The organism is Streptomyces sp. NPDC058231, assembly GCF_042882275.1.
In the GTDB taxonomy this organism is placed as follows: Bacteria; Actinomycetota; Actinomycetes; order Streptomycetales; family Streptomycetaceae; genus Streptomyces.
On the sequence record NZ_JBHVWN010000002.1, the window covers coordinates 190,846 to 211,217 of the forward strand.

The following is a 20,372-nucleotide window of genomic DNA, read 5'->3' on the forward strand; positions in this document are numbered from 1 at the left end:
CCACCGAACAACTCCCCTTGTCCACGGACCACTTCGGCCGCGTACTCAAGAATGGGCAGATCGGGAAGATCCCGGGCACTTCATTCGCCGGTCTTCACCTCTTCAGGTGAAGGATCTCCCGGGCGGCTGTGCGAGACCCCGAACATACGCATAGCGGACGGCCTGAGCCCTGTCGCGTACTCCGGCCTTGGCGAAGAGGTTGTTGATGTGACTCTTCACCGTGGCCTGCGAGATGTGCAGTTCGCGGGCGATCTCCTGGTTGGACCTGCCGTCGGCGATCAGGACGAGCACCTCCGCCTCACGGGGCGTGAGCCCGTCGGGCAGCATCGCCTCGACGGACGGCGGTGCATCGGCCCCGAACGCCGTGGTGACCCGCTCCAGCAGCCGGCGCTGCACCACGGGCGAGAGTCCGGCCTCGCCCGACAGCACCGCCTGGATGGCCCGTACGATCTCGTCCCCGCCGGCGTCCTTGGTGAGATAGCCGCGGGCCCCCGCCCGGAGCGCGGGAAAGAGCGAGTCGTCGTCCGCGAACGTGGTGAGGACCACCACCTGCGTGCTCGGGTACTCCTTGCGAATCCGCCTTGTTGCCTCCACCCCGTCGCAGCGCGGCATCCGGAGATCCATCAGAACCACATCGGGTGACTGCTCGGCGACGAGCGCGACGGCCTCCTCCCCGTCCCTCGCCGATCCCACGACCTCGATACCGGGCAGCAGTCCCAGCAGCATCACGATTCCCTCGCGCACCACCGACTGGTCATCGGCGACCACGACCCGCGCGTTCACGCGGGAACCCGCAGACTCACCACGAATCCCTCCTCGCCATCGCCCGGAGCTGCCTCCAGCGTCCCGCCGAGCAGCTCGGCGCGCTCCTTCATCCCCAGCAGACCGTATCCGGAGCCACTGACAGCGAGCTCGTCCACGGGCCGGCGGCCTCCCCTGTCCCTGACCTCCAGGGCGACCTCGTCCGGCAGATATTCCAGTCGTACGAGGACGGTCGCCCCCGGCGCGTGCTTGCGCACATTGGTCAGTGCCTCCTGCGCCACCCGCCGGACCGCTTGCGAGGCCTCGGCGGTGAGCTGCCGTCGCTCTCCGGCCACGACCACCTCGCCCGGCTCCGCAGCCACCAGCTGTCTCAGGAAATCCTCGACCGGGGTGACCTCCCCGCGCAGCGCGGAGAGCGCCTGCCGGGTCTCGGCGAGTCCTTCCCGCGCCATCGAACGGGCCGCCACCACCCGCTCCAGCACCTGATCCCGGAATTCCCCGGACGGCTCCCGCTCGATGAGCAGGCGTGCCGCCTCCAGGTGCACCAGCTGCGCGGAGAGGCTGTGTGCGAGTACGTCGTGGATCTCACGGGCGATCCTGGACCGCTCGTCCAGAGCCGCCGATTCGGCCTCCGCCACCCGGGCGGCCCGCTCCTGGGCCAGGAGCCGCTGGGCGCTGCCTCGGGCCTCCGCATCCAGTCGGAGCACGTATCCCGCGAGGCAGAGACCCGCCGTGGTCGCCGCCGTCGTCAGCCAGCCGTCGGTGTTGACAGCTGCGTACGCGGCCAGTGCGACGGCAGTGGCGGGAACACCGGCCGAGAGCGGCAGCCGCTCCAGGGCCGTGACCGCGCAGCCGCACCACAGGACCACGGCCGGCAGCCCAGCACCGGCCTGCTGCGCCCCGAAGGCCACCGCCAGCAGCAGGGCCATCAGCCCGAGGGACGGCCACAGTCGGTGTTCCAGGCTGGTCCGGTAGAAAGCCCGGGCCGCCCAGGCACAGCCCGCGACGCCCAGCAGACCGGCCAGGACCTCCCAGGGCCCGAACCTTCCGTTGGTGAACGTGCCCCACAGCATGAGAGTCAGCACGAGTACACGCACGGTCCAGGCGATGGCCGCCCTCGGGCGGGTGCGGCTCCGTCGGGAAAGGGCCTCCCGGGACGGCCAGCTCGTCCATGCAACGCGTGTCACACACGGTCCTTCCAAGCCGGCTGCGGTGACGGACCGACGGCAGCACCACCGTACGCCGGACGCACTTCACGGGCCCGCAGGGCCAGCACGCCGCTGCGCACGAGCAGCGTCACCGCTAGAGCCGCCATCAGCGCGCTGCTGCCCTGTCGTATGTCCGACATCGTGGCGGCTCCGTAGAGGGCGGCTCTCAGCACCAGGCCCCCGGCCCACACGAAGGCCGTGGCCCTGGTGCCCTTGCTCCACAGCGAGCCGTCCGGCTCGTGCCACAGCCGGGCCGTCCAGCCCCAGCCCGCACCGGTGACGAGCCCCACCAGCAGTTCGGCGCCTAGGAACGTCACGGACAGCGCCTCGTGGCGCGGGTCCGTCAGTCCCGGTTCGCGCAGGGCCATGTAGATCAGGATGCCCGGCAGGATCCACCAGCGCCGGTCGTCCGAGATCCGCCGTGCTCTGCACTGGCGGACCACGACGAGAACGATGACGGCGATGATCACCAGAACACTGATGGCTCCGGACATGACGGCCTCCGAGGTGCGGGAAGGTTCAACGCCTTCGACGCTACGGAAAAGACCAGGTCAGGAGATCGGCTCAGGGGTTGATCGTGGGTGGAGACGGTGTCTCCACCCGTGGGTGGAGACGGTGTCCGCCGGTCAGGCGTCGATACGCGAGCGGTCCAGCGTGGCCGCGGAGCTGGTGATGAATTCCTTGCGGGGCGCGACCTCGTTGCCCATCAGCAGATCGAAGACCTGCTCGGCCGAATCCAGGTCACCGATGTTGATCCGCCGCAGCGTGCGGTGGCGCGGATCCATCGTCGTCTCCGCCAGCTGGTCGGCGTCCATCTCGCCCAGACCCTTGTACCGCTGGATCGAGTCCTTGTACCGGACGTTCTTGCGCTGCAGCTCCAGCAGTTTCTGGCGCAGCTCGCCGTCGGAGTACGTGTAGATGTACTTGTCCTGACCCTTCTTGGGCTGGACGAGCTCGATGCGGTGCAGCGGAGGCACAGCGGCGAAGACACGTCCCGCCTCGACCATCGGCCGCATGTACCGCTGGAAGAGCGTGAGCAGCAGGATGCGGATGTGCGCGCCGTCGACATCGGCGTCGACCAGCAGCACGATCTTGCCGTAACGGGCGGCGTCGATGTCGAAGGTCCGGCCGGATCCGGCCCCTATGACCTGGATGATCGCCCCGCACTCGGCGTTCTTCAGCATGTCCGAGACGGACGCCTTCTGGACATTGAGGATCTTGCCGCGGATCGGCAGGAGTGCCTGGAACTCGCTGTTCCGGGCAAGCTTCGCCGTACCCAGCGCGGAGTCCCCCTCGACGATGAAGAGCTCGCTGCGGTCCACGTCGTCGCTGCGGCAGTCCGCGAGCTTGGCCGGGAGCGACGAGGACTCCAACGCGGTCTTACGACGCTGGGCGTCCTTGTGCTGACGGGCCGCGATGCGGGTGCGCGCAGCGGCGACCGCCTTGTCCAGTACCGCCCTGGCCTGGGCCTTGGCGTCCCGCTTGGTGGACGTCAGGAAGGCCTTGAGCTCCTTGGCGACGACGTTGGCCACGATCCGGTTGGCCGCCGAGGTGCCGAGCACCTCCTTGGTCTGGCCCTCGAACTGCGGCTCCGCCAGCCGTACGGTGACGACCGCGGTGAGGCCCTCCAGGGCGTCGTCCTTGACGATGTCGTCCTCGGCCACCCGCAGCAGCTTCGCGGAGCGGAGCACCTCGTTGATCGTCTTGGTCACGGAGCGTTCGAATCCGGTGACGTGGGTGCCGCCCTTCGGGGTGGCGATGATGTTGACGAAGGACTTGAGGTTGGTGTCGTATCCCGTGCCCCAGCGCATGGCGATGTCGACCACCAGCTCGCGCGTCACCTCGGTCGCCGTCATGTGCCCGCGGTCGTCGAGCACGGGCACCGTCTCCTTGAAGGTGCCCTGTCCGGTCAGCCGCAGAACGTCGCAGACCGCCTTGTCCTGCGCGAGGTAGTCGCAGAATTCGCTGATGCCGCCGTCGAAGCGGAACGTCTCCTCGATCTTGCCCTGGCCGTCCAGACCTCGCTCGTCGCGCACCACGATGGTGAGGCCGGGGACGAGGAACGCCGTCTGCCGGGCCCGCTGGTGAAGCGTCTCCAGGCCGAGCTTGGCGTCCTTGAGGAAGATCTGCCGGTCGGCCCAGTAACGCACCCTGGTGCCGGTGCGTGCCTTCGGGACCCGCTTCCCCTTGCGGAGGCCGTTGGCCGGGTCGAACGGGCTGTCCGGCCCCTGCTCGGTGAAGATGCCGGGGACACCGCGCCGGAAGCTGATCGAGTGGGTCGCGCTGTTGCGGTCGACCTCGACGTCGAGACGGGCCGAGAGCGCGTTGACGACGGAGGCTCCGACACCGTGCAGACCGCCCGACGCGGCGTACGACCCACCGCCGAACTTTCCGCCGGCGTGCAGCTTGGTCATGACGACCTCGATGCCGGACAGACCGGTCTTGGGTTCCACGTCGACGGGAATGCCTCGGCCGTTGTCGCGGACCTCGACGGAGTTGTCGTCGTGGAGGATGACCTCGATGTGATCACAGTAGCCGCCGAGTGCCTCGTCGACGGAGTTGTCGATGATCTCCCAGAGGCAGTGCATGAGGCCGCGGCTGTCGGTCGACCCGATGTACATCCCGGGACGCTTGCGGACCGCTTCGAGCCCCTCCAGTACGAGAAGGTGCCGCGCGGTGTAGTTGGAGCCGTCTCGGTCTGCTCCGCTCAGCAGCGCAGTTGACGGCACGGACGTATCGGCGGTCACGCGGTTCGCTCCTCGCTGAATTTCATTTGGGGCCCGGATGGGTAACGGGCTCGGCTTCGGTACCGCTGAGAGCGTACCGAGGCCTGGTAGAGCGGTTGTAACGCCACCCTCGGGGAATGCTCACAGTAGTCCAGCCTCGCATACGCGTTCGATCACTCGTAGGAGTGACGTGCACATCACGTTCCCTTCGAGGCATGAACCATTTAGGCTCCGGGCACGTCCTCATGAACAAACCGGCAAGCCGGCCGGCCGGACCGACCAAGACAAGCAACGCGAAACCGTAGCGCTACGCAATACGGCACATTCGCCGCCAACCGGCAACAGACAGCCATCTTGAGAAGAAGTTTCGAAGAAAAGCCACGAGCGGGAACGTTTTCGGCCTGGTTGGATGTTGACCCTGGTACGACAGCTCGTCGAGCTAGAGAAGAGGCGACGTGACTACTGTTCTGACCCCCGCGAGCCCGCTGACCGCAGCAGACCGCTGTGACCGTTGCGGCGCCCAGGCCTATCTGCGCGTCGTCCTGATCAGCGGCGGTGAACTGCTCTTCTGCGCCCACCACGGGCGCAAGTTCGAGCCGGAACTCAAGAAGATCGCCGCGGAAATACAGGATGAGACGGACCGGCTGACGGCCGTGCAGGCCAATGCCGCCGAAGAGGAACAACACTGACACCTCGCATCCACGACGAGCCGGGGGCCGGTCCCGGACCGGCCGACGGGCGGCTTCCCCACCCAGGGGGAAGCCGCCCGTTCTCGTACCTACGCAGCGACGCCGGTCAGCTACTGGCCGCCATCCACTCTGCGGCCGCGGAGATGCGCGTATAGACACCGGGGCTGCTTGCGAGCCCGCAGCCGTCCCCCCAGGAGACCAGGCCGATGAGCTGCCCATGGGCCACGAGCGGCCCTCCGCTGTCCCCCTGGCACGAGTCGTACCCGCCCTTCGGGTCGCCCGCGCAGAGCATCCCGGAGGCCTCGTACGCAGGGCCCCTGCCCTGCGGGTAGGCCCGCTCACAGGTGCTGTCCGGCAGGACGCTCACCTTGGCGGAGCGGAGGGACGTCACATAGTCACCGTTACCGGTGGTGTCACCCCATCCGTAGACCTTGGCCTCGGTACCCAGCTCGTAGGACTTGTCACCGGCTGCAGCCATGGGGATCACGTCCTGTTCGGGGAGTTCCTCGGCCAGGGTGAGCACCGCCAGGTCGCCCGTGTTGGTGGCGCGGTCGTAGTCGGGGTTGATCCACGTCTCCTTGACGGCGATCTCGCGGCCGCCGGGGCCGTTCAGCTCGTCCCGTCCGCTGATGACCAGCAGATCGTCCACCTTGCCCGCCTCCGTGCCGAGCGCCTCCCGGCCCAGACAGTGCGCGGCAGTCAGCGCCTTCGACGGGGCCACCATCACAGCGCCGCAGAACTGTCCCGCGCGCGTACCTCCGAAACGGTTACGGCTGGACAGCGCCACCACCCACGGGCTGTCCTTGACGTGAGCGGGCTGGCCGCCGATGACAATGCTGTCGGCGGCCGCCGGAAGCGGTGACCCGAGCGGTATCACGGCTGCGGCGGCTACCAGGGCGAGCGTCCCGGTCACGGCCCGGACGGACGTACGCGACATACCTACTCCTGACTCCTTGGTGGAACCTGCCCACTCAGAGTCACCTAACTCCTCACTGCCCGCACACGCGGCGAGGGCCCGGCTCCATCGGAACCGGGCCCTCGGCCTGCGTACTGCTGCGGCCTAGTCGAGGTAGTCGCGCAGCACCTGCGAACGCGACGGGTGGCGCAGCTTGGACATGGTCTTCGACTCGATCTGACGGATGCGCTCACGCGTCACGCCGTAGACCTTGCCGATCTCGTCGAGGGTCTTCGGCTGACCGTCGGTGAGACCGAAACGCATCGAGACCACGCCGGCCTCACGCTCGGAGAGAGTGTCGAGCACCGAGTGCAGCTGCTCCTGGAGCAGTGTGAAGCTGACCGCGTCGGCCGGGACGACTGCCTCGGAGTCCTCGATCAGGTCACCGAACTCGCTGTCTCCGTCCTCACCCAGCGGAGTGTGGAGGGAGATCGGCTCACGGCCGTACTTCTGAACCTCGATGACCTTCTCAGGGGTCATGTCGAGTTCCTTGGCCAGCTCCTCCGGGGTGGGCTCGCGGCCCAGGTCCTGGAGCATCTGACGCTGCACACGCGCGAGCTTGTTGATGACCTCGACCATGTGCACCGGGATACGGATGGTGCGGGCCTGGTCGGCCATGGCGCGGGTGATCGCCTGACGGATCCACCAGGTGGCGTACGTGGAGAACTTGTAGCCCTTGGTGTAGTCGAACTTCTCGACCGCGCGGATCAGACCGAGGTTTCCCTCCTGGATCAGGTCCAGGAAGAGCATGCCGCGGCCGGTGTAGCGCTTGGCCAGCGAGACCACGAGTCGGAGGTTGGCCTCCAGCAGGTGATTCTTGGCCCGGCGGCCGTCCTCGGCGATGATCTCCAGCTCGCGCTTGAGCTTCGGGGCGAGCTTGTCGGAGTTCGCCAGCTTGTCCTCGGCGAAAAGACCTGCCTCGATGCGCTTGGCGAGCTCGACCTCCTGCTCGGCGTTGAGGAGGGGGACCTTGCCGATCTGCTTCAGGTAGTCCTTGACCGGGTCGGCCGTGGCGCCGGCGACAGCGACCTGCTGGGCAGGCGCGTCGTCCTCGTCGTCGTCGGAGAGGACGAAGCCCTTGTTCTCGCCCTCGCCCTCCTCCTCGTCGCCCTTGCCGACCTGTACTTCCTCGGTGGCCTCGTCGCCGTCGAGGAGGTCGTCGGCGTCCTTCTTGCCGGCCTTCTTCGTTGCTGTCTTCTTGGCCGCCGTCTTCTTCACGGCGGTCTTCTTGGCAACCGTCTTCTTGGCTGCCGCCTTCTTCGCAGGGCTGGCCGCGGCAGCGTCGTCGGCCGCCACGTCCACAGTCTCGGCCGACGGGGCCGCAGTGGCCGCGACGGTCCTCGTCACGGTCGTCTTGGCCGCGACGGTCTTGGTGGCGGTGCGCTTGACCGGGCTCTTCGCTGCGACGCTCTTGCGGGTGCGCTTGGGCGACTCCGCGGCACTGACCATCAGCGTCACACCCTCTTCCTCGAGGATCTGATTGAGGCTGCGCAGAACATTCTTCCACTGGGTTGGCGGAATCTGGTCAGCCTCGAAGGCCCGACGCACGTCATCGCCGGCGATCTGCCCATCAGCCTTTCCCCGCTCGATGAGCGCCATCACAGACTCGGACTCGGCGATCTCCGGCGGGAGCGTACGGGATGTGCTGGCCGACACGAACAACCTCTCGGAACGATGGAAACGGCTTCCGGCCCGGCCCGGGGAGGGCTGGAACCGACGACCGTCGGGCAGGGAATGTACCGACGGCGCGGGTTTGGCCTCAGAACTCCACAGCGCGCTCAATGGCTGCTGTATTCCTTCCGCGGCGGTCACCTCTTAGGTCATCGCACTGTCTCCAGGAGTGTTACGCCCAATCCACGTGGCCCGAGTCACACCCCATTTTGCTACGAACGTGACAAAGGGTGACAACTTTCAATAATTGTGTCGCCGGACCTCGGAGGTCCGGCGACACATGGTTCCGTACACCCCCGGCCGTACCGCGCTCAGTGCTCGCGCGGCGCGGGCACCACCCGCTCCACCTCCGGTCGCTCCACTTCGGAATGGACGACCAGCAGCTGACGCATGGCCGCCTCGGCGCCGACCGCGTCGCCGGTCGCGAGCGCGTCGACGATCCGGGCGTGGTGACCCAGGGACGTTTCGCTGGGCCGGTCGCAGCCCGTGATCGGACCGCCCGAGACCTGCAGGGCCGCAGAAACAATGCCGGAAAGGTGTTCGAGCATACGATTGCCGGCGGCCTGGATGAGCAGGGAGTGGAACTCGGCATCCGCCCGCGAACAGGTGATTCCGTCACCCTGCGCAATCGCGTGGCCCATGATCTCGACCATGTCGCCGAGCCGCTGCTGAATCTCCTCACGACCATGACCGGCAGCGAGTCGCGCGGCCAGCGGTTCAATCGTCCAGCGGAGCTCGCCCAGCTCACGACGCTGATCGTCACGCTGCGGACCGAAGGCTCGCCACTCGATGATGTCGGGATCCAGCAGATTCCAGTCACTCACCGGGCGGACCCTGGTACCCACATTGGGCCGGGCGCTGACCAGACCCTTGGCCTCAAGGACACGCAGCGACTCACGCACGACCGTGCGGGAGACCTCGAAACGCTGGCCGATCTCCTCCGGCACAAGCGGGCGGTCGGCACCCAGGTCACCGGAGACGATCATCTGACCGAGCTGCTGAACCAGCTGCCCATGGAGGCCACGGCCACGGCTCGCCGAGCCCCGTCGGCTCACCCGGCCCAGCTCTGCATCATTGCCGTCCCACGAACGAATGGCGGCACGCTCGCCGGCCGGCGCCTCCGTATAGGGGTAGCGATCGAGTTCACCCGGGCCGGCGATGCCGGAATCGACGGAGCGGGCGGCGGTCATCATGGTGTGCGCAAGGGTACTCACGCATCATTTGTCGGCGTGGCTCGCCCACCCCTTGAGGTCTTTGGTGAAAAGCACACGAAAGGGTGATCGGCGTCCGCTCGCCAATTGACGCGTTTTCGGTATAAATCAGGCACTTTCAGGGGGCTACGGGCTCCGCACCGGCCTTCCGTGCCCAGCGATCACCAACGGACCCTGCCCCGAAGGCTGGTGAACGCGTATGTACAGACAAGGACCGAGAGCGACAACGACAGCGCCGCACCCACCGGCTGCGCCACCACACGCACAACTGCCAGCAGCCACGGGTCCGCCTCGTGCGGCCACTGCACCCAGACCAGCTCACGGAGCCTGGCGGGAAGCCCGAGCAGCGAATCGGTGGCCGGCCCCGCCGACATCTCCCGGACAAGCGGCACGACGAGTACGGGAACAGCGAGCACCGCGGCGACTCCGGCGGTCGTCACCCTGAAGATTCCGGCAGCCAGCAGACCGGCCCAGGCGCAGCCCACGTTCAGCCCCGCCCAACTCCCGGCAAGAGAGCCCGCATTCGACGGAACCTTGATCAAATCGCTTCCGTACACGAGATGGACCGCCTCCGCGGAGGCCGGCACGACGAGGAACGCAAGCAGCAAGGCGACGCCCGCACTGACCACGAGTTTGGCCAGCAGCAGCCGGATGCGGCGGGGAACGGTGCCACGGCCCGCCGCGAGCGCGGGGTAGCGGAACTCGTCACCGAAGGACAGGGCGCCGAGCAGCCCGGCGCCGAAGGCCGCGGGCGGCAGCGGCAGCAGCGAAGGCCAGGCCGCGAGGACCTTCGGCCGTGGAGCATGGCCCGTGCGGGCGAGCACGACGGAGAGCCCGACAGAGGCGACCAGCACGGCAGCCATGATCAACGTCGTCGTTCTGACACCGAAGAGGCGACGCAGTTCGTAACGGAGTGGCCGGTGCGGACCGCGGGCCGGCCGCCGACGGATCGGAGGCAAGAGGTCCGGCTCGGAGGGGGAGGATGCTGATCGCGCTGCCACGGCCGGCCCGGAGACGGCCGGTTCCGAGCGCGTCGATGCGACCTCCGCCCCGGATGCGGGTCGCTTCGCCTCGGCCTCGGAAGCCGGTCGCGTCGTCTCCGCCTCCGCCCCGGATGCGGATCGGGGTACCCCGGCCTCCACCCCGAAAGCGACGGCGGCCGCAGGACGTGCGTCCCCGACTTCGTCGGCGAGCTGATGGACGGGCAGCCCGTGACGGAATGCGGTGTCTCCGATCTCCGCACAGCTGCTGCCGTACACCGAAAGGCGGCTGCCCGCTTCGGTGACCACCTCGACGGAGCGCTGAGCCGCACGCGCCTCACGGCTCACAATCGCGGCGAGTCTGGCGGCATGCGGGGTACGGACCGCGACACGGGGACGCAGCCGGGTCCGGGAGAAGTCGGTGATCTCCTGGTCGGCGACGACACGTCCGGCATCCACGGTGACCACATGATCAGCTGCGCGCGCCGCCTGCTTGGGGTCGCAGGTGGTGTACAGAACCGTTCCGCCCCGTGCGACATGGGCTCGCAGAAATCCGTGCAACCAGTTGCACTCGCCCGGGGAGAGCCCCTCCCCGGGGTCGTCGAGGATCAGCGCGTGCGGGTCCCCCAGCAGCGCCGAAGCGAGGCCCAGCCTCCGGTCCATGCCGAGCGAGAGCGTGCCGATGCGCTGGTCGCGGAGCGCGGCGAGACCGACGGCATCGAGCACCTCATCGGCCCGCGAAGCGGGTACTCCCGCCGCGGCGCCGAGCATGCGGAGCTGGCCGCGGACGGTGCGGGCCGGATGGCCGGGTACGTCTCCAAGGAGCACACCCACTTCGTGGGCGGGGTGCGGGATCTGGTGCAGCGGTCTGCCGCGGAAGTAGGTGATGCCCCGGCCCGGTTCGATTTCGAGCATGAGCCGGAGGGCGGTGGTCTTGCCTGAGCCGGGGGCGCCGAGGAGTGCGGTGACACGGCCGGGCTTGGCTTCGAAGGTGAGGTCGTCCACAGCGGGCGGAAGGCCGCGGCGGGGGGCGCTGGTCAGTCCGATGGCCTGGAGCATCGCTTCTCTCGCGGAAGGTGAGACCGCTCGGCGGCAGGGTGATTACCGCAGCAAGATAACCCGGCATTTCGGACTTTTTGTGGAGCATCGACCTTGCGGGCGTTCCGCGAGGTCAGACTTCAGGCCTCAGCATGGGCGGATTGAGCACGTTGGCCGCACCGGCCCGGAACAGCTGGGCGGGACGCCCGCCCTGGCGGGTGGTCGTCCCGCCGGCGGGCACCAGGAAGCCAGGGGTGCCTGTCACCTTGCGATGGAAGTTCCGTGGGTCGAGAACCACCCCCCAGACCGCTTCGTACACCCGGCGCAGCTCGCCGACGGTGAACGCGGGCGGGCAGAAGGCCGTGGCCAGCGAGGAGTATTCGATCTTGGAACGGGCTCGCTCGACACCGTCGGCGAGGATCTGCGCGTGATCGAAGGCGAGCGGGGCGTGCTGTTCACCCTCACGGTCGAGGCCGCTCTCCGCCGGTGCGAGCAGTTCCTCGACAGGAGACCAGCGCGCGCTGTTCGCGTCGCCACCGGCGCGGGGGGCTGGCAGGTCGGGGGCCAGCGCGAGGTGGGCGACGCTGACCACCCGCATCCGGGGATCCCGCTTGGGATCGCCGTAGGTGGCCAGTTGTTCGAGATGGGCACCGTTGCCGACCGCCGGAGCTGCCGGATCATGTGCGCACAGTCCGGTTTCCTCGACGAGCTCACGCGCTGCCGCTGCTGCGAGGTCTTCGTCGGTTTTGACGAAACCTCCGGGCAGCGCCCACCGGCCCTGGAACGGAGACTCACCGCGGCGGACCACCAGCGCGCAGAGCGCATGACGCCGCACGGTGAGCACGACCAGGTCGACGGTGACAGCGAAGGGCGGGAAGGTCGACGGGTCGTAGGGCGGCATGCCGTGATCATAGTCGTCTGCCTGACGATAAACACTCCCTTCATCATGCTCTTCATTCACTCCGATCCCGCAGGCCCCTGGGTCGGCTCCTCGCTCCTGTGCAGCGAGGAGCCTTCAAGTCCCTGCCGCTGTTGCACTGTTCCGACGGCCCGCCTGCGGTACGTCCTGGCTCGGTTCGGCAGCACCCCGGAGATCGCCGAGCCCGGTGCGAACGAAGAACACCATCGACGGCCCCTTGACGGCCCCTTCTCGTTCACCGGCCCCGACGCCTCGCCCCCGCGCCGATCCCCTTCTGCCGTCCTCACGTATGTCGCCGCACAGTCCCACCGGTCCGCACGGTCATCGCCCACCCCTGTTCCCGCCCCGTCCATGAGCCCGCGGTTCGCGCGCTCGCCGTCGGGCAATCGCCGTTCCGGGGCGGACGGAGCCGGACTGTGTCCTCTTCCCCCTCCCGGCCGACGGACGTGCCGCCCGGAGCCGGGCCCCGTGCTCCGGGCGGTGATCCTTGCCCGTGTGCCCACTGCCTTCGCTTCGCAGGCAACGGCGCAGGGCTTCCGGGTCGAGTCCTTGGTTGCATGCCTGGTGAAGAAGTTGAGCGAAGGTGTAGTCGGGATCCACCCGGAGGGCCAGCCCCAGTGCCACCCGTGCACCCGGTTCGTCACCGGTCGACCAGGAGACCCAGCCGGCCAGTGTGAGCGGCGCCGCGGCATGCTCCTCGTACGGCCCGACGCAACGACGCGAGAGTGCCCGCCACAACCGCAGCGCGGATTCCGCTTCGGCGCCTTCCATCCATTCCGCGGCCTTGTCCCGGGTGTCCCGGTCCTGAAGACCGAGGATCACCGCAGCGGCCTCGTCATGGCTGATCAGCGAGTCGTCCTGGCTGTCGGCCGCGGAGGGAGCGGTCGCCGGCGCTTCCCGAAGGCGTTTCATCATCACTCGGGCGAGCGCCAGGGTCTCGCGAGCCACCTCCTTGCGCCCTTCCTCGTCGAGGATCCTCGGCACCAGTGCCGCTCCCGCCGAGTCCAGGGCCTGTGGCTGCTCCGCCACTGCCTGGGTCTTCAGAGGAGCAAGTCTGGCTTCCATCTCCCGCAGAGATCCCCGCACCTGGATTCCCGCGTAGGTGGCGGCGGCCGCCATCACCGACGTACCCGGCATGGACAAGACGTTGCCGTCGGTGGGACAGCAGCGCGCGTCCGGGCAGCAGTAGGACCAGTACCGCCCGGCGGAGATGCAGAGGGCTTCGAGCACGGGCACGTCGAGAGCGCCGCATGCCGTGCGCAGCCGCTGAGCCAGGGGCCGCAGACGCTCCATCGCCTGACCGGGCGTCTCCCCCTCCCCAGGATCCTGGCAGAGGAAGATGACGATCGCGTCGGGGTGTTCTCCGCGCCGCTCGCTCCCCTTGACCAGGCACTCGGCGAGCTGTTCGGCGACGTGCGGCCATTCCTGCTCGGACCGCGGGATGCCGAGCCTGAGCCGCCCGCCGAAGCGGCCCCGGCCGCCGTGCAGAGCGACCATGACCACGCTGTCGTTCGGATAGAAGCCCATGAGATAGGGCAGGGCATCGGCGAGTTCGGCGGGCCCGCGCAGAGTGATCTGCTGCTCGTCGGCCGGCCCGGTGGGTTCGTGGCGCTTGTTCATGGCACGACCGTCCCGCGGGCAGCAAATTTCCGCGACCCCCTGTGGATAAGTTGTCCACAGGGGCGTGAGGTCGTTCGCGGACTGTCGTAGCCGTCAGGTTCCATGGAGGGCATGACCAACGCGGAACGAGCAGAGCTCAGGGTTTCGACCGGTTCCGTACCGGCCCGACTCGTCGGGAACGCCCTCGGCGCTGCCTGGCTGCGTGAGGACCGGTGGCGGGCCATCGAGGTGCCCGGCGCGGACAGGTTCAGAGAGCCTGTCGTCCAGCGGCCCGACGCTGAGCGCCCCGCCGCCGCTCGCGCTGACGCGCAACCGGGCCGCGGCCCGGGCCGGAATCACCACCCGTCCGGTCGACTCGGCCGAATACGCAGAAGTGGGTCACCGTCCAGGCCGGGTGGCCGTCGGGAGGGGAACGTACTACTGGTCAGCCCGAACGGCCGACCGACCTGAGCAGGCTGCGGGCTCCGACACCCCCTTGGACCCGTACAGGCGGTCAACGCTCCGGGCGCACTGGATGCTTGCTCATGATCGAGACCCGGTTGAACGCGTTGATGGTGACCGCCACCCAGATCACCGCGGAGATCTGATCGTCTGTGAGCACTTCCCGGGCGTCCGTATAAGCGGCTTCCTGCACGGAGGCGTCGACCAGCTCGGTGGTCGCCTCCGCCAGTGCGAGCGCCGCGCGTTCCACGGGAGTGAACAGCTCGGTGTCCCGCCAGGCGGCCAGTACCCCGAGGCGTTGCGTCGTCTCGTTCACGTGCAGAGCCGCCCGGGTGTGGACATGCAGGCAGTAGGCACAGCCGTTGATCTGCGACACACGCAGATTGACCAACTCCACGAGGGTGCGGTCCAGTCCGGCACCGGCGGCGACCGACCGAACCGCCTCCGACGTCTGCACCAGTGCGCGATAGGCGTCGGGGCTCTGCTTGTCGATGAAGATCCGCCGGACCGCGGACGCCAGCACGGGGCTGCTCAACTCGGGACTCCTTCGGGCGTCGCCAGGGCGATGCGGCATGTTGTTGAATATGAAACTATCATGAGCGATGGAGGTGCTCCTCAATGAGCGATGCCGAGACAGCCCCTGTGGGGATGCGATGCGGATCCGCGGAAGACAAGGAGCGATCGAGCGTGGGACAGGTCGATGTGCTCACCCCGCGCGACGTGCCTCTGGGCGGCCCGCGGGCCATGACGGTGCGGCGCACGCTGCCACAGCGGGCCCGGACCCTGATCGGAGCCTGGTGCTTCGCCGACCACTACGGCCCGGACGACGTCGCCCGCACTGGCGGCATGGACGTGGCCCCGCATCCGCACACCGGGCTGCAAACGGTGAGCTGGCTGTTCAGCGGGGAGATCGAGCACCGTGACAGCATCGGCAGCCACGCGTACGTACGGCCCGGTGAGCTGAATCTGATGACGGGCGGGCACGGCATCAGCCACTCGGAGACCTCCACCGCACGGACGACCGTTCTGCACGGTGTGCAGTTGTGGGTGGCACTTCCCGAGCGACACCGGCACACTGCACGCGACTTCCAGCACCACGTGCCCGCTCCCGTACGGATCGACGGGGCCGAGATCAGGGTGTTCCTGGGGTCGCTGGCCGGAGACGTGTCACCGGTACGGACCTTCACCCCCCTCCTCGGCGCCGAGGTCGTCCTGGAACCGCGCGCCTCCCTCGCGCTCCCCGTGGACGCCGACTTCGAGCATGGGCTGCTGGTGGACCGCGGAGACGTCCGCCTGACCGAGACCCTGCTGCGCCCGGCGGAACTCGGCTACGTGCATCCCGGCGTGAGCACACTGACGCTCCACAACGAATCCGATGAACCGGCTCGCACGATCCTCCTCGGTGGGCCCCCCTTCGAGGAGGAGATCGTCATGTGGTGGAACTTCATCGGACGCAGCCACGAGGACATCGTCCGGGCGCGAGAGGAATGGGAGAGCGCCTCCGACCGCTTCGGCGCGGTGGAGGGGTACCCGGGCGACCGGCTGCCCGCCCCTGTCCTGCCCAACGCCACCATCGCGCCGCGCCGCAATCCGCCGCGCCGCTGATCCGCACCCGAGAGGAACAACGATGAACCAGCCTCCCGCCGCTTTGACCGTCGAGCGCAGGGACGACCGGCACCGCTACGAGATCCTGGTCGACGGGGAGCGCGCGGGCCTGACAGCCTTCCGCGACCGCGGCGAGCAGCGCGTCTTCTACCACACGAAGATCTTCGACGCCTTCACCGGCCGCGGATTGGCCGGCCAACTGGTGCAGCAGGCACTCACCGATGTCCGCGCCCAGGGCAAGCGGATTGTGCCCGTGTGCCCCTACGTGGCCAAGTACCTGCAGAAGCATGACGAGTTCTCAGACATCACCGATCCCGTCACCCCTGACGTCCAGCGTTGGCTGGAAGGGGAACTGGCCTGAGGCTGAGTCATGACCAGGGGTGCGGGGTGGGGCCCGTACCGACCCACAGGGCCCAGCTCCCCGCTCGGCCTCGTCGGACAACTCCGGATGCTGATGCGGGCGCATCTGCGGCGGTGCCGGCCCGCGGCTGAGCCGCCGGGTTCCCGCGGGTCCTCCGCCGCTCCCCCGTGCCGCCGGTCCGTCGGCCCGGTGCCGGTGCCGCTGTCGAGCTCTCCGCTCCACCCGACAGGGGCGGATCCGGCAGGGATCACCTTCTGATCCGTGGCTAGCGGCCGGAGCTGTCTTGCTACAGGCCCCGAAGCGCCTCGCAGAGATCGTCGTAGATGCTCCAGCAGATGTGACGCTGCCGTCGTCGTTCAGGCTGCCCATGCACCAGAGGTCGTCGTGAACGGCCTCTACCACGGAGAGTTCGTGGAAACCCAGGACGATCCACAGCTGGAGCCGTACGTCCTGTGCCGGCCAATCCGTCACGACGCGGGCGTTGTCGAGAGATGCGGCCTCCCGGTCGCCGGCGACGTTGCGGATCTCCTCCATGGTCCGACCTGCGGGTAGCCGCCTGCCTGCCGTCGTTCCATGACGACGGCAGGCACCGCCAGGAGGCGAGATCGGGCGTCCTCCGATGCGGCCTGCGGGCCCACTGCCTCGGGCGGGTGACTCAGCCAGCCGCGGCGAGGACCAACGGAAGGACCTGTTCGCTCCCCGCCCGGCGGAGCAGGCGGGCGGCGACTGCGAGAGTCCAGCCGGAGTCCGTGCAGTCGTCCACGAGCAGGACGGGGCCGGGGGAACCGGCCAGCGCAGCAGCCAGGTCGTCAGGAACACCGAGGGTGCCGGAGAGCGCCCTGAGGCGTTGGGCGGAGTTGCTGCGGCGCGCCGCGTGCACGTCGGCCGGCCCCGTGTACGCCAGGGTTCCCAGGAAGGGGAGGCGGCCGATGGCCGCGATTCCCTGTGCGAGGGAGCCGACGAGTTCCGGGCGGGTCAGGGACGGTACAGCGACGACTCCCACCGGCCGCGCAGAGGCGTCCGGGACATTCGGCGCCCAGCCGCCCGGAGAACGTGCCCAATCGGCCAGGACCGCCACCGCAGCCTGCAGGACGTCGTCGGGAACGGGCACGTCGGGCGCGTTCTCGGCCAGCAGCGGGCGCAGTCGGTTGCCCCAGCCGATGTCCGAGAGCCTTCCCAGGGCGCGTCCGGTGGAGCACTGCTCCTTCACCGGGATGCGTCCCTTGAGATCAATGCCCAGCGCGGGCATCCCCGTCGGCCACATCCGGCGAGGCTCAACCTCCACCCCCGGGCGGTCAAGTTCCTTCGTCGCACCCGTCAGGGTCTCCGCCGAGACGGAGGGATCGGCCCAGACTCCCGCGCAGTTGTCGCAACGACCGCACGGGGCCGCCCCCTCGTCGTCCAGCTGCTGACGCAGGAACTCCATCCGGCACCGAGTCGTGCTCACGTAGTCGCGCATGGCCTGCTGCTCGGCCGCCCGCTGCCGAGCCACCCACGCGTAGCGCTCGGCGTCGTACACCCACTCGGCCCCCGTGGCCGTCCAGCCGCCCTTCACCCGCTTGACCGCGCCGTCGACATCCAGCACCTTCAACATCGTCTCCAGCCGGCTGCGCCGAAGATCCACCGCCGCTTCCAGGGCCGGCACGGACAGGGGCCGTCCGGCACCGGCGAGGGCCGAGAGGGTCTGACGGACCTGCGCCTCGGGCGGGAAGGCGGTGTCGGCGAAGTAGCGCCAGATGGCTTCGTCCTCCTTTCCGGGCAGCAGCAGTACATCCGCGTGGGCCACACCGCGCCCGGCACGCCCCACCTGCTGGTAGTAGGCGATCGGCGAGGACGGCGAACCCAGGTGCAGAACGAACCCCAGGTCCGGCTTGTCGTAGCCCATGCCCAGCGCCGATGTCGCGACCAGCGCCTTGACCCGGTTCTCCTGCAGGTCGATCTCGGCCTGCAACCGGTCGGCGTTCTCCGTCTTCCCGGTGTACGAGGCCACCTGGAAGCCGCGCTGCCGCAGGAAGACGGTGGCCTCCTCGGCCGCGGCGACCGTGAGGGTGTAGATGATTCCCGAGCCCGGCAGCTCGTCCAGGTGCTCGGCGAGCCACGCCAGGCGGTGCGCGGCATCCGGCAGCTCGACCACACCCAGCCGCAGGCTTTCCCGCTCCAACGGGCCGCGCAGGACCAGGGCCTCGCCGGCGCCGGTACCCAGCTGCTCGGCCACATCCGCAGTGACTCGAGCGTTGGCGGTCGCAGTGGTGGCCAGTACCGGCACTCCGGGGGCAAGTTCAGCGAGCATCGCCCGCAGCCGCCGGTAGTCCGGCCGGAAGTCGTGACCCCAGTCGGAGATGCAGTGCGCCTCGTCAACCACCAGCAGACCGGTCGTGGCCGCGAGCTTGGGCAGTACCTGATCTCGGAAATCAACAGAATTGAGGCGTTCCGGACTGACGAGCAGAACGTCGGTCTCGCCGCGCTCGACCTCCCCGTAGATCGCGTCCCACTCCTCCGGGTTGGCGGAGTTGATGGTGCGCGCCTGGATACCGGCCCGCGCCGCCGACTCGACCTGGTTGCGCATCAGCGCCAGCAGCGGCGAGATGATCACCGTGGGGCCCGAGCCGCGCCGACGCAGAAGAGCGGTGGCGACGAAGTACACCGCCGACTTGCCCCACCCGGTGCGCTGCACGACCAGGGCGCGCCGGCGCTCCTCCACCAGGGCCGCCACCGCCTGCCACTGGTCCTCCCGCAGTCGCGCCGAACCCTCCGGGGCACCGACGAGCTCAGCGAGGATGGCGTCGGCTTCAGTGCGGAGCTCCAGGTTGTCCATGCCCCCATGCAACCCGATGGCAAGGACAATCGGCCAACTCACCCAGCGTGACACTCAGGTCGCAATCGGCGCGCCGGTCGCGGACGGTCTTGGCGGAGCCGTCCGCCACGGCCATCCCGCTCGGCATGTCTACGCAGGTCAGGGCCGAAATGTCACCCGGTTCCCGAGCGCCGCCCCGGGTGCGCGCCCCGAGGGCACGAACAGCCCGGCCCCGGAGACCAGGTCCCGACCGGGCGCGCCGTCCGACCGGATGGTTCGTGGTCGACGAGACGCACCGCGCTCCCACCGGGCCAGCGGCTCCGGCCCGACGACCGCCCTGGTGGCCATGGCAGCTGCGGATCAAAGGCCCATGGACGCCCGGGACGGCGTGCGGGGCGGCGGACTCGACAGACCTGGCGTGGAGGCGGAACTCAACGAAAGGCGACCATCGCCTCCGGCCTGCCCGGAGGGGGTGTTTCCGCTGGTCCTCGCCGTTCTGGCGGGACAGAGGCGTCACCCGTCCACAGTCTGGGCAGGGATATCCATATCATTCCGGCTGATTCCGGTCAGCCGCATCAATTGCTCGTTGCCGCCTGCCGATACGCCAGGGAGAATTGAACTCGCTCCCCGCACGGTCCTTTTGCGGCCCGGAAGGGCTGTGCCGCGGTGCGCCCCACTCGACCCTGCCCGCACCGTGGGCGCGTATGCGAAGGGAGGATCGTGACCTTCGGATTCGCTCCGTCCGCAGCCACTTCGTTGTCGGTTTCCGCCGACTCCGCCAACCGCCTTGCCAGAATGCTCGAACCGGCCGAATGGGCCGCGGCGGGCATACCGCTGCTCCGCAGTCCGCGTGAGGTGGTCAGCGGACTGCACGCCCGGCACCGGCCGACCCCGGCGACCGCAGTCGTCGCCGTACTCGACCACGAGGAACGCCTCACGGCCAGCGCTTCGTTCGCCCGACGCTCCGTCACCGCGGACGGCTGGGAGTTCCGCAATGCGCTGCTGGCGCATCTGCGCCGGGTCATTCCGCACGACCTGCGCCGCAGGACACCCGTCCGCACCGCGGTGCTGCTCTACTGCCGCGAGGGGGACGAGCGGTGGACGGAGGAGGACGGGGCGTGGATGTGGGGCTTGCGGGATGCCTGCACGCTGCACGGTCTGCGGTGCGGCGCTTACATCACGCTCACCCGCGGCGGGTGGCAGGTGCTGGGCGAGGGCCGGGGCGGTCGCAGACCCAACTCCGTATCGACGCCGTCGGATCTCGCCGACACGATGGCAGAGCACAATCCCTTGCCTCTGCGCACCGGCGGCGGCGCGGTGGAAGTACTGCGGCGAACCGCGGCCCGCTGACCCCTGTGGCGGGACCCGGCCGCCCGTCGGGCAGCCGGGTCA

At 68.9% G+C, this 20,372-nt stretch carries 16 protein-coding genes; 4 read left to right on the plus strand and 12 right to left on the minus strand.

From position 1 onward, the window contains the following. Positions 1 to 102: 102 nt before the first annotated feature. From ACFVXE_RS02360 to ACFVXE_RS02375, 4 genes are all read right to left on the minus strand, one after another. Positions 103 to 783, minus strand: coding sequence for a response regulator (locus ACFVXE_RS02360; RefSeq protein ID WP_389668354.1), 681 nt, complete (start codon positions 781 to 783; stop codon positions 103 to 105). Further along, the gene (locus ACFVXE_RS02365) at positions 780 to 1,949 is read right to left on the minus strand and encodes a sensor histidine kinase (protein ID WP_389668356.1); all 1,170 of its coding nucleotides are present in this window, start codon (positions 1,947 to 1,949) and stop codon (positions 780 to 782) included. The genes ACFVXE_RS02360 and ACFVXE_RS02365 overlap by 4 nt, the downstream gene beginning before the upstream one ends. Then, complete coding sequence (locus tag ACFVXE_RS02370; protein ID WP_389668357.1) at positions 1,946 to 2,464, minus strand: DUF1453 domain-containing protein; 519 nt, start codon at positions 2,462 to 2,464, stop codon at positions 1,946 to 1,948. The genes ACFVXE_RS02365 and ACFVXE_RS02370 overlap by 4 nt, the downstream gene beginning before the upstream one ends. Before the next feature lie 132 nt (positions 2,465 to 2,596). Then, positions 2,597 to 4,717: a type IIA DNA topoisomerase subunit B gene (locus ACFVXE_RS02375; protein ID WP_389668359.1), complete on the minus strand. Its 2,121-nt coding sequence runs from the start codon at positions 4,715 to 4,717 to the stop codon at positions 2,597 to 2,599. A 434-nt stretch (positions 4,718 to 5,151) separates the two neighbouring features. On the opposite strand from ACFVXE_RS02375, the gene ACFVXE_RS02380 reads away from it, so the two are divergent. Then, a complete protein-coding gene (locus ACFVXE_RS02380; RefSeq protein ID WP_030927184.1) occupies positions 5,152 to 5,385 on the plus strand; it encodes a hypothetical protein in 234 nt (77 codons plus the stop codon). Between the two features lie 106 nt (positions 5,386 to 5,491). Here the strand turns inward: ACFVXE_RS02380 and ACFVXE_RS02385 are convergent, their stop codons facing one another. The 7 genes from ACFVXE_RS02385 to ACFVXE_RS02415 form a co-directional block, all read right to left on the minus strand. Further along, positions 5,492 to 6,322, minus strand: a complete 831-nt coding sequence (locus tag ACFVXE_RS02385; protein WP_389668361.1) for a S1 family peptidase — start codon at positions 6,320 to 6,322, stop codon at positions 5,492 to 5,494. 123 nt (positions 6,323 to 6,445) lie between these two features. After that, complete coding sequence (locus tag ACFVXE_RS02390) at positions 6,446 to 7,996, minus strand: RNA polymerase sigma factor (RefSeq protein ID WP_389668363.1); 1,551 nt, start codon at positions 7,994 to 7,996, stop codon at positions 6,446 to 6,448. A 326-nt stretch (positions 7,997 to 8,322) separates the two neighbouring features. After that, complete coding sequence (locus tag ACFVXE_RS02395) at positions 8,323 to 9,204, minus strand: FadR/GntR family transcriptional regulator (RefSeq protein ID WP_389668503.1); 882 nt, start codon at positions 9,202 to 9,204, stop codon at positions 8,323 to 8,325. 179 nt (positions 9,205 to 9,383) lie between these two features. Further along, positions 9,384 to 11,261, minus strand: coding sequence for an ATP-binding cassette domain-containing protein (locus tag ACFVXE_RS02400; RefSeq protein WP_389668364.1), 1,878 nt, complete (start codon positions 11,259 to 11,261; stop codon positions 9,384 to 9,386). 112 nt (positions 11,262 to 11,373) lie between these two features. Further along, entirely contained in the window at positions 11,374 to 12,141 is a 768-nt protein-coding gene (locus ACFVXE_RS02405) for an NUDIX domain-containing protein (protein WP_389668366.1), read from the minus strand. A gap of 339 nt (positions 12,142 to 12,480) precedes the next feature. Then, positions 12,481 to 13,779 carry a DUF4192 domain-containing protein gene (locus ACFVXE_RS02410; RefSeq protein ID WP_389668368.1) on the minus strand — a complete coding sequence of 433 codons (1,299 nt, stop codon included), beginning with the start codon at positions 13,777 to 13,779 and terminating at the stop codon, positions 12,481 to 12,483. A gap of 493 nt (positions 13,780 to 14,272) precedes the next feature. Further along, positions 14,273 to 14,755: a carboxymuconolactone decarboxylase family protein gene (locus ACFVXE_RS02415; RefSeq protein WP_389668370.1), complete on the minus strand. Its 483-nt coding sequence runs from the start codon at positions 14,753 to 14,755 to the stop codon at positions 14,273 to 14,275. A gap of 83 nt (positions 14,756 to 14,838) precedes the next feature. Between ACFVXE_RS02415 and ACFVXE_RS02420 the strand changes: the two genes are divergently transcribed. Together ACFVXE_RS02420 and ACFVXE_RS02425 are read left to right on the plus strand one after the other, a co-directional pair. Next, complete coding sequence (locus ACFVXE_RS02420) at positions 14,839 to 15,825, plus strand: pirin family protein (protein WP_389668372.1); 987 nt, start codon at positions 14,839 to 14,841, stop codon at positions 15,823 to 15,825. Between the two features lie 22 nt (positions 15,826 to 15,847). After that, on the plus strand, positions 15,848 to 16,186 hold the full coding sequence (locus tag ACFVXE_RS02425) for a GNAT family N-acetyltransferase (protein WP_389668374.1): 339 nt from the start codon (positions 15,848 to 15,850) through the stop codon (positions 16,184 to 16,186). Positions 16,187 to 16,841: 655 nt separating this feature from the next. On the opposite strand, the gene ACFVXE_RS02430 is transcribed toward ACFVXE_RS02425, so the two are convergent. After that, positions 16,842 to 19,001, minus strand: coding sequence for a DEAD/DEAH box helicase (locus tag ACFVXE_RS02430; protein ID WP_389668376.1), 2,160 nt, complete (start codon positions 18,999 to 19,001; stop codon positions 16,842 to 16,844). Between the two features lie 699 nt (positions 19,002 to 19,700). Here ACFVXE_RS02430 and ACFVXE_RS02435 point away from each other — a divergent pair. After that, positions 19,701 to 20,330 (plus strand): hypothetical protein, encoded by a 630-nt coding sequence (locus ACFVXE_RS02435; RefSeq protein ID WP_389668378.1) that lies wholly within the window; start codon positions 19,701 to 19,703, stop codon positions 20,328 to 20,330. Positions 20,331 to 20,372: the final 42 nt, after the last annotated feature.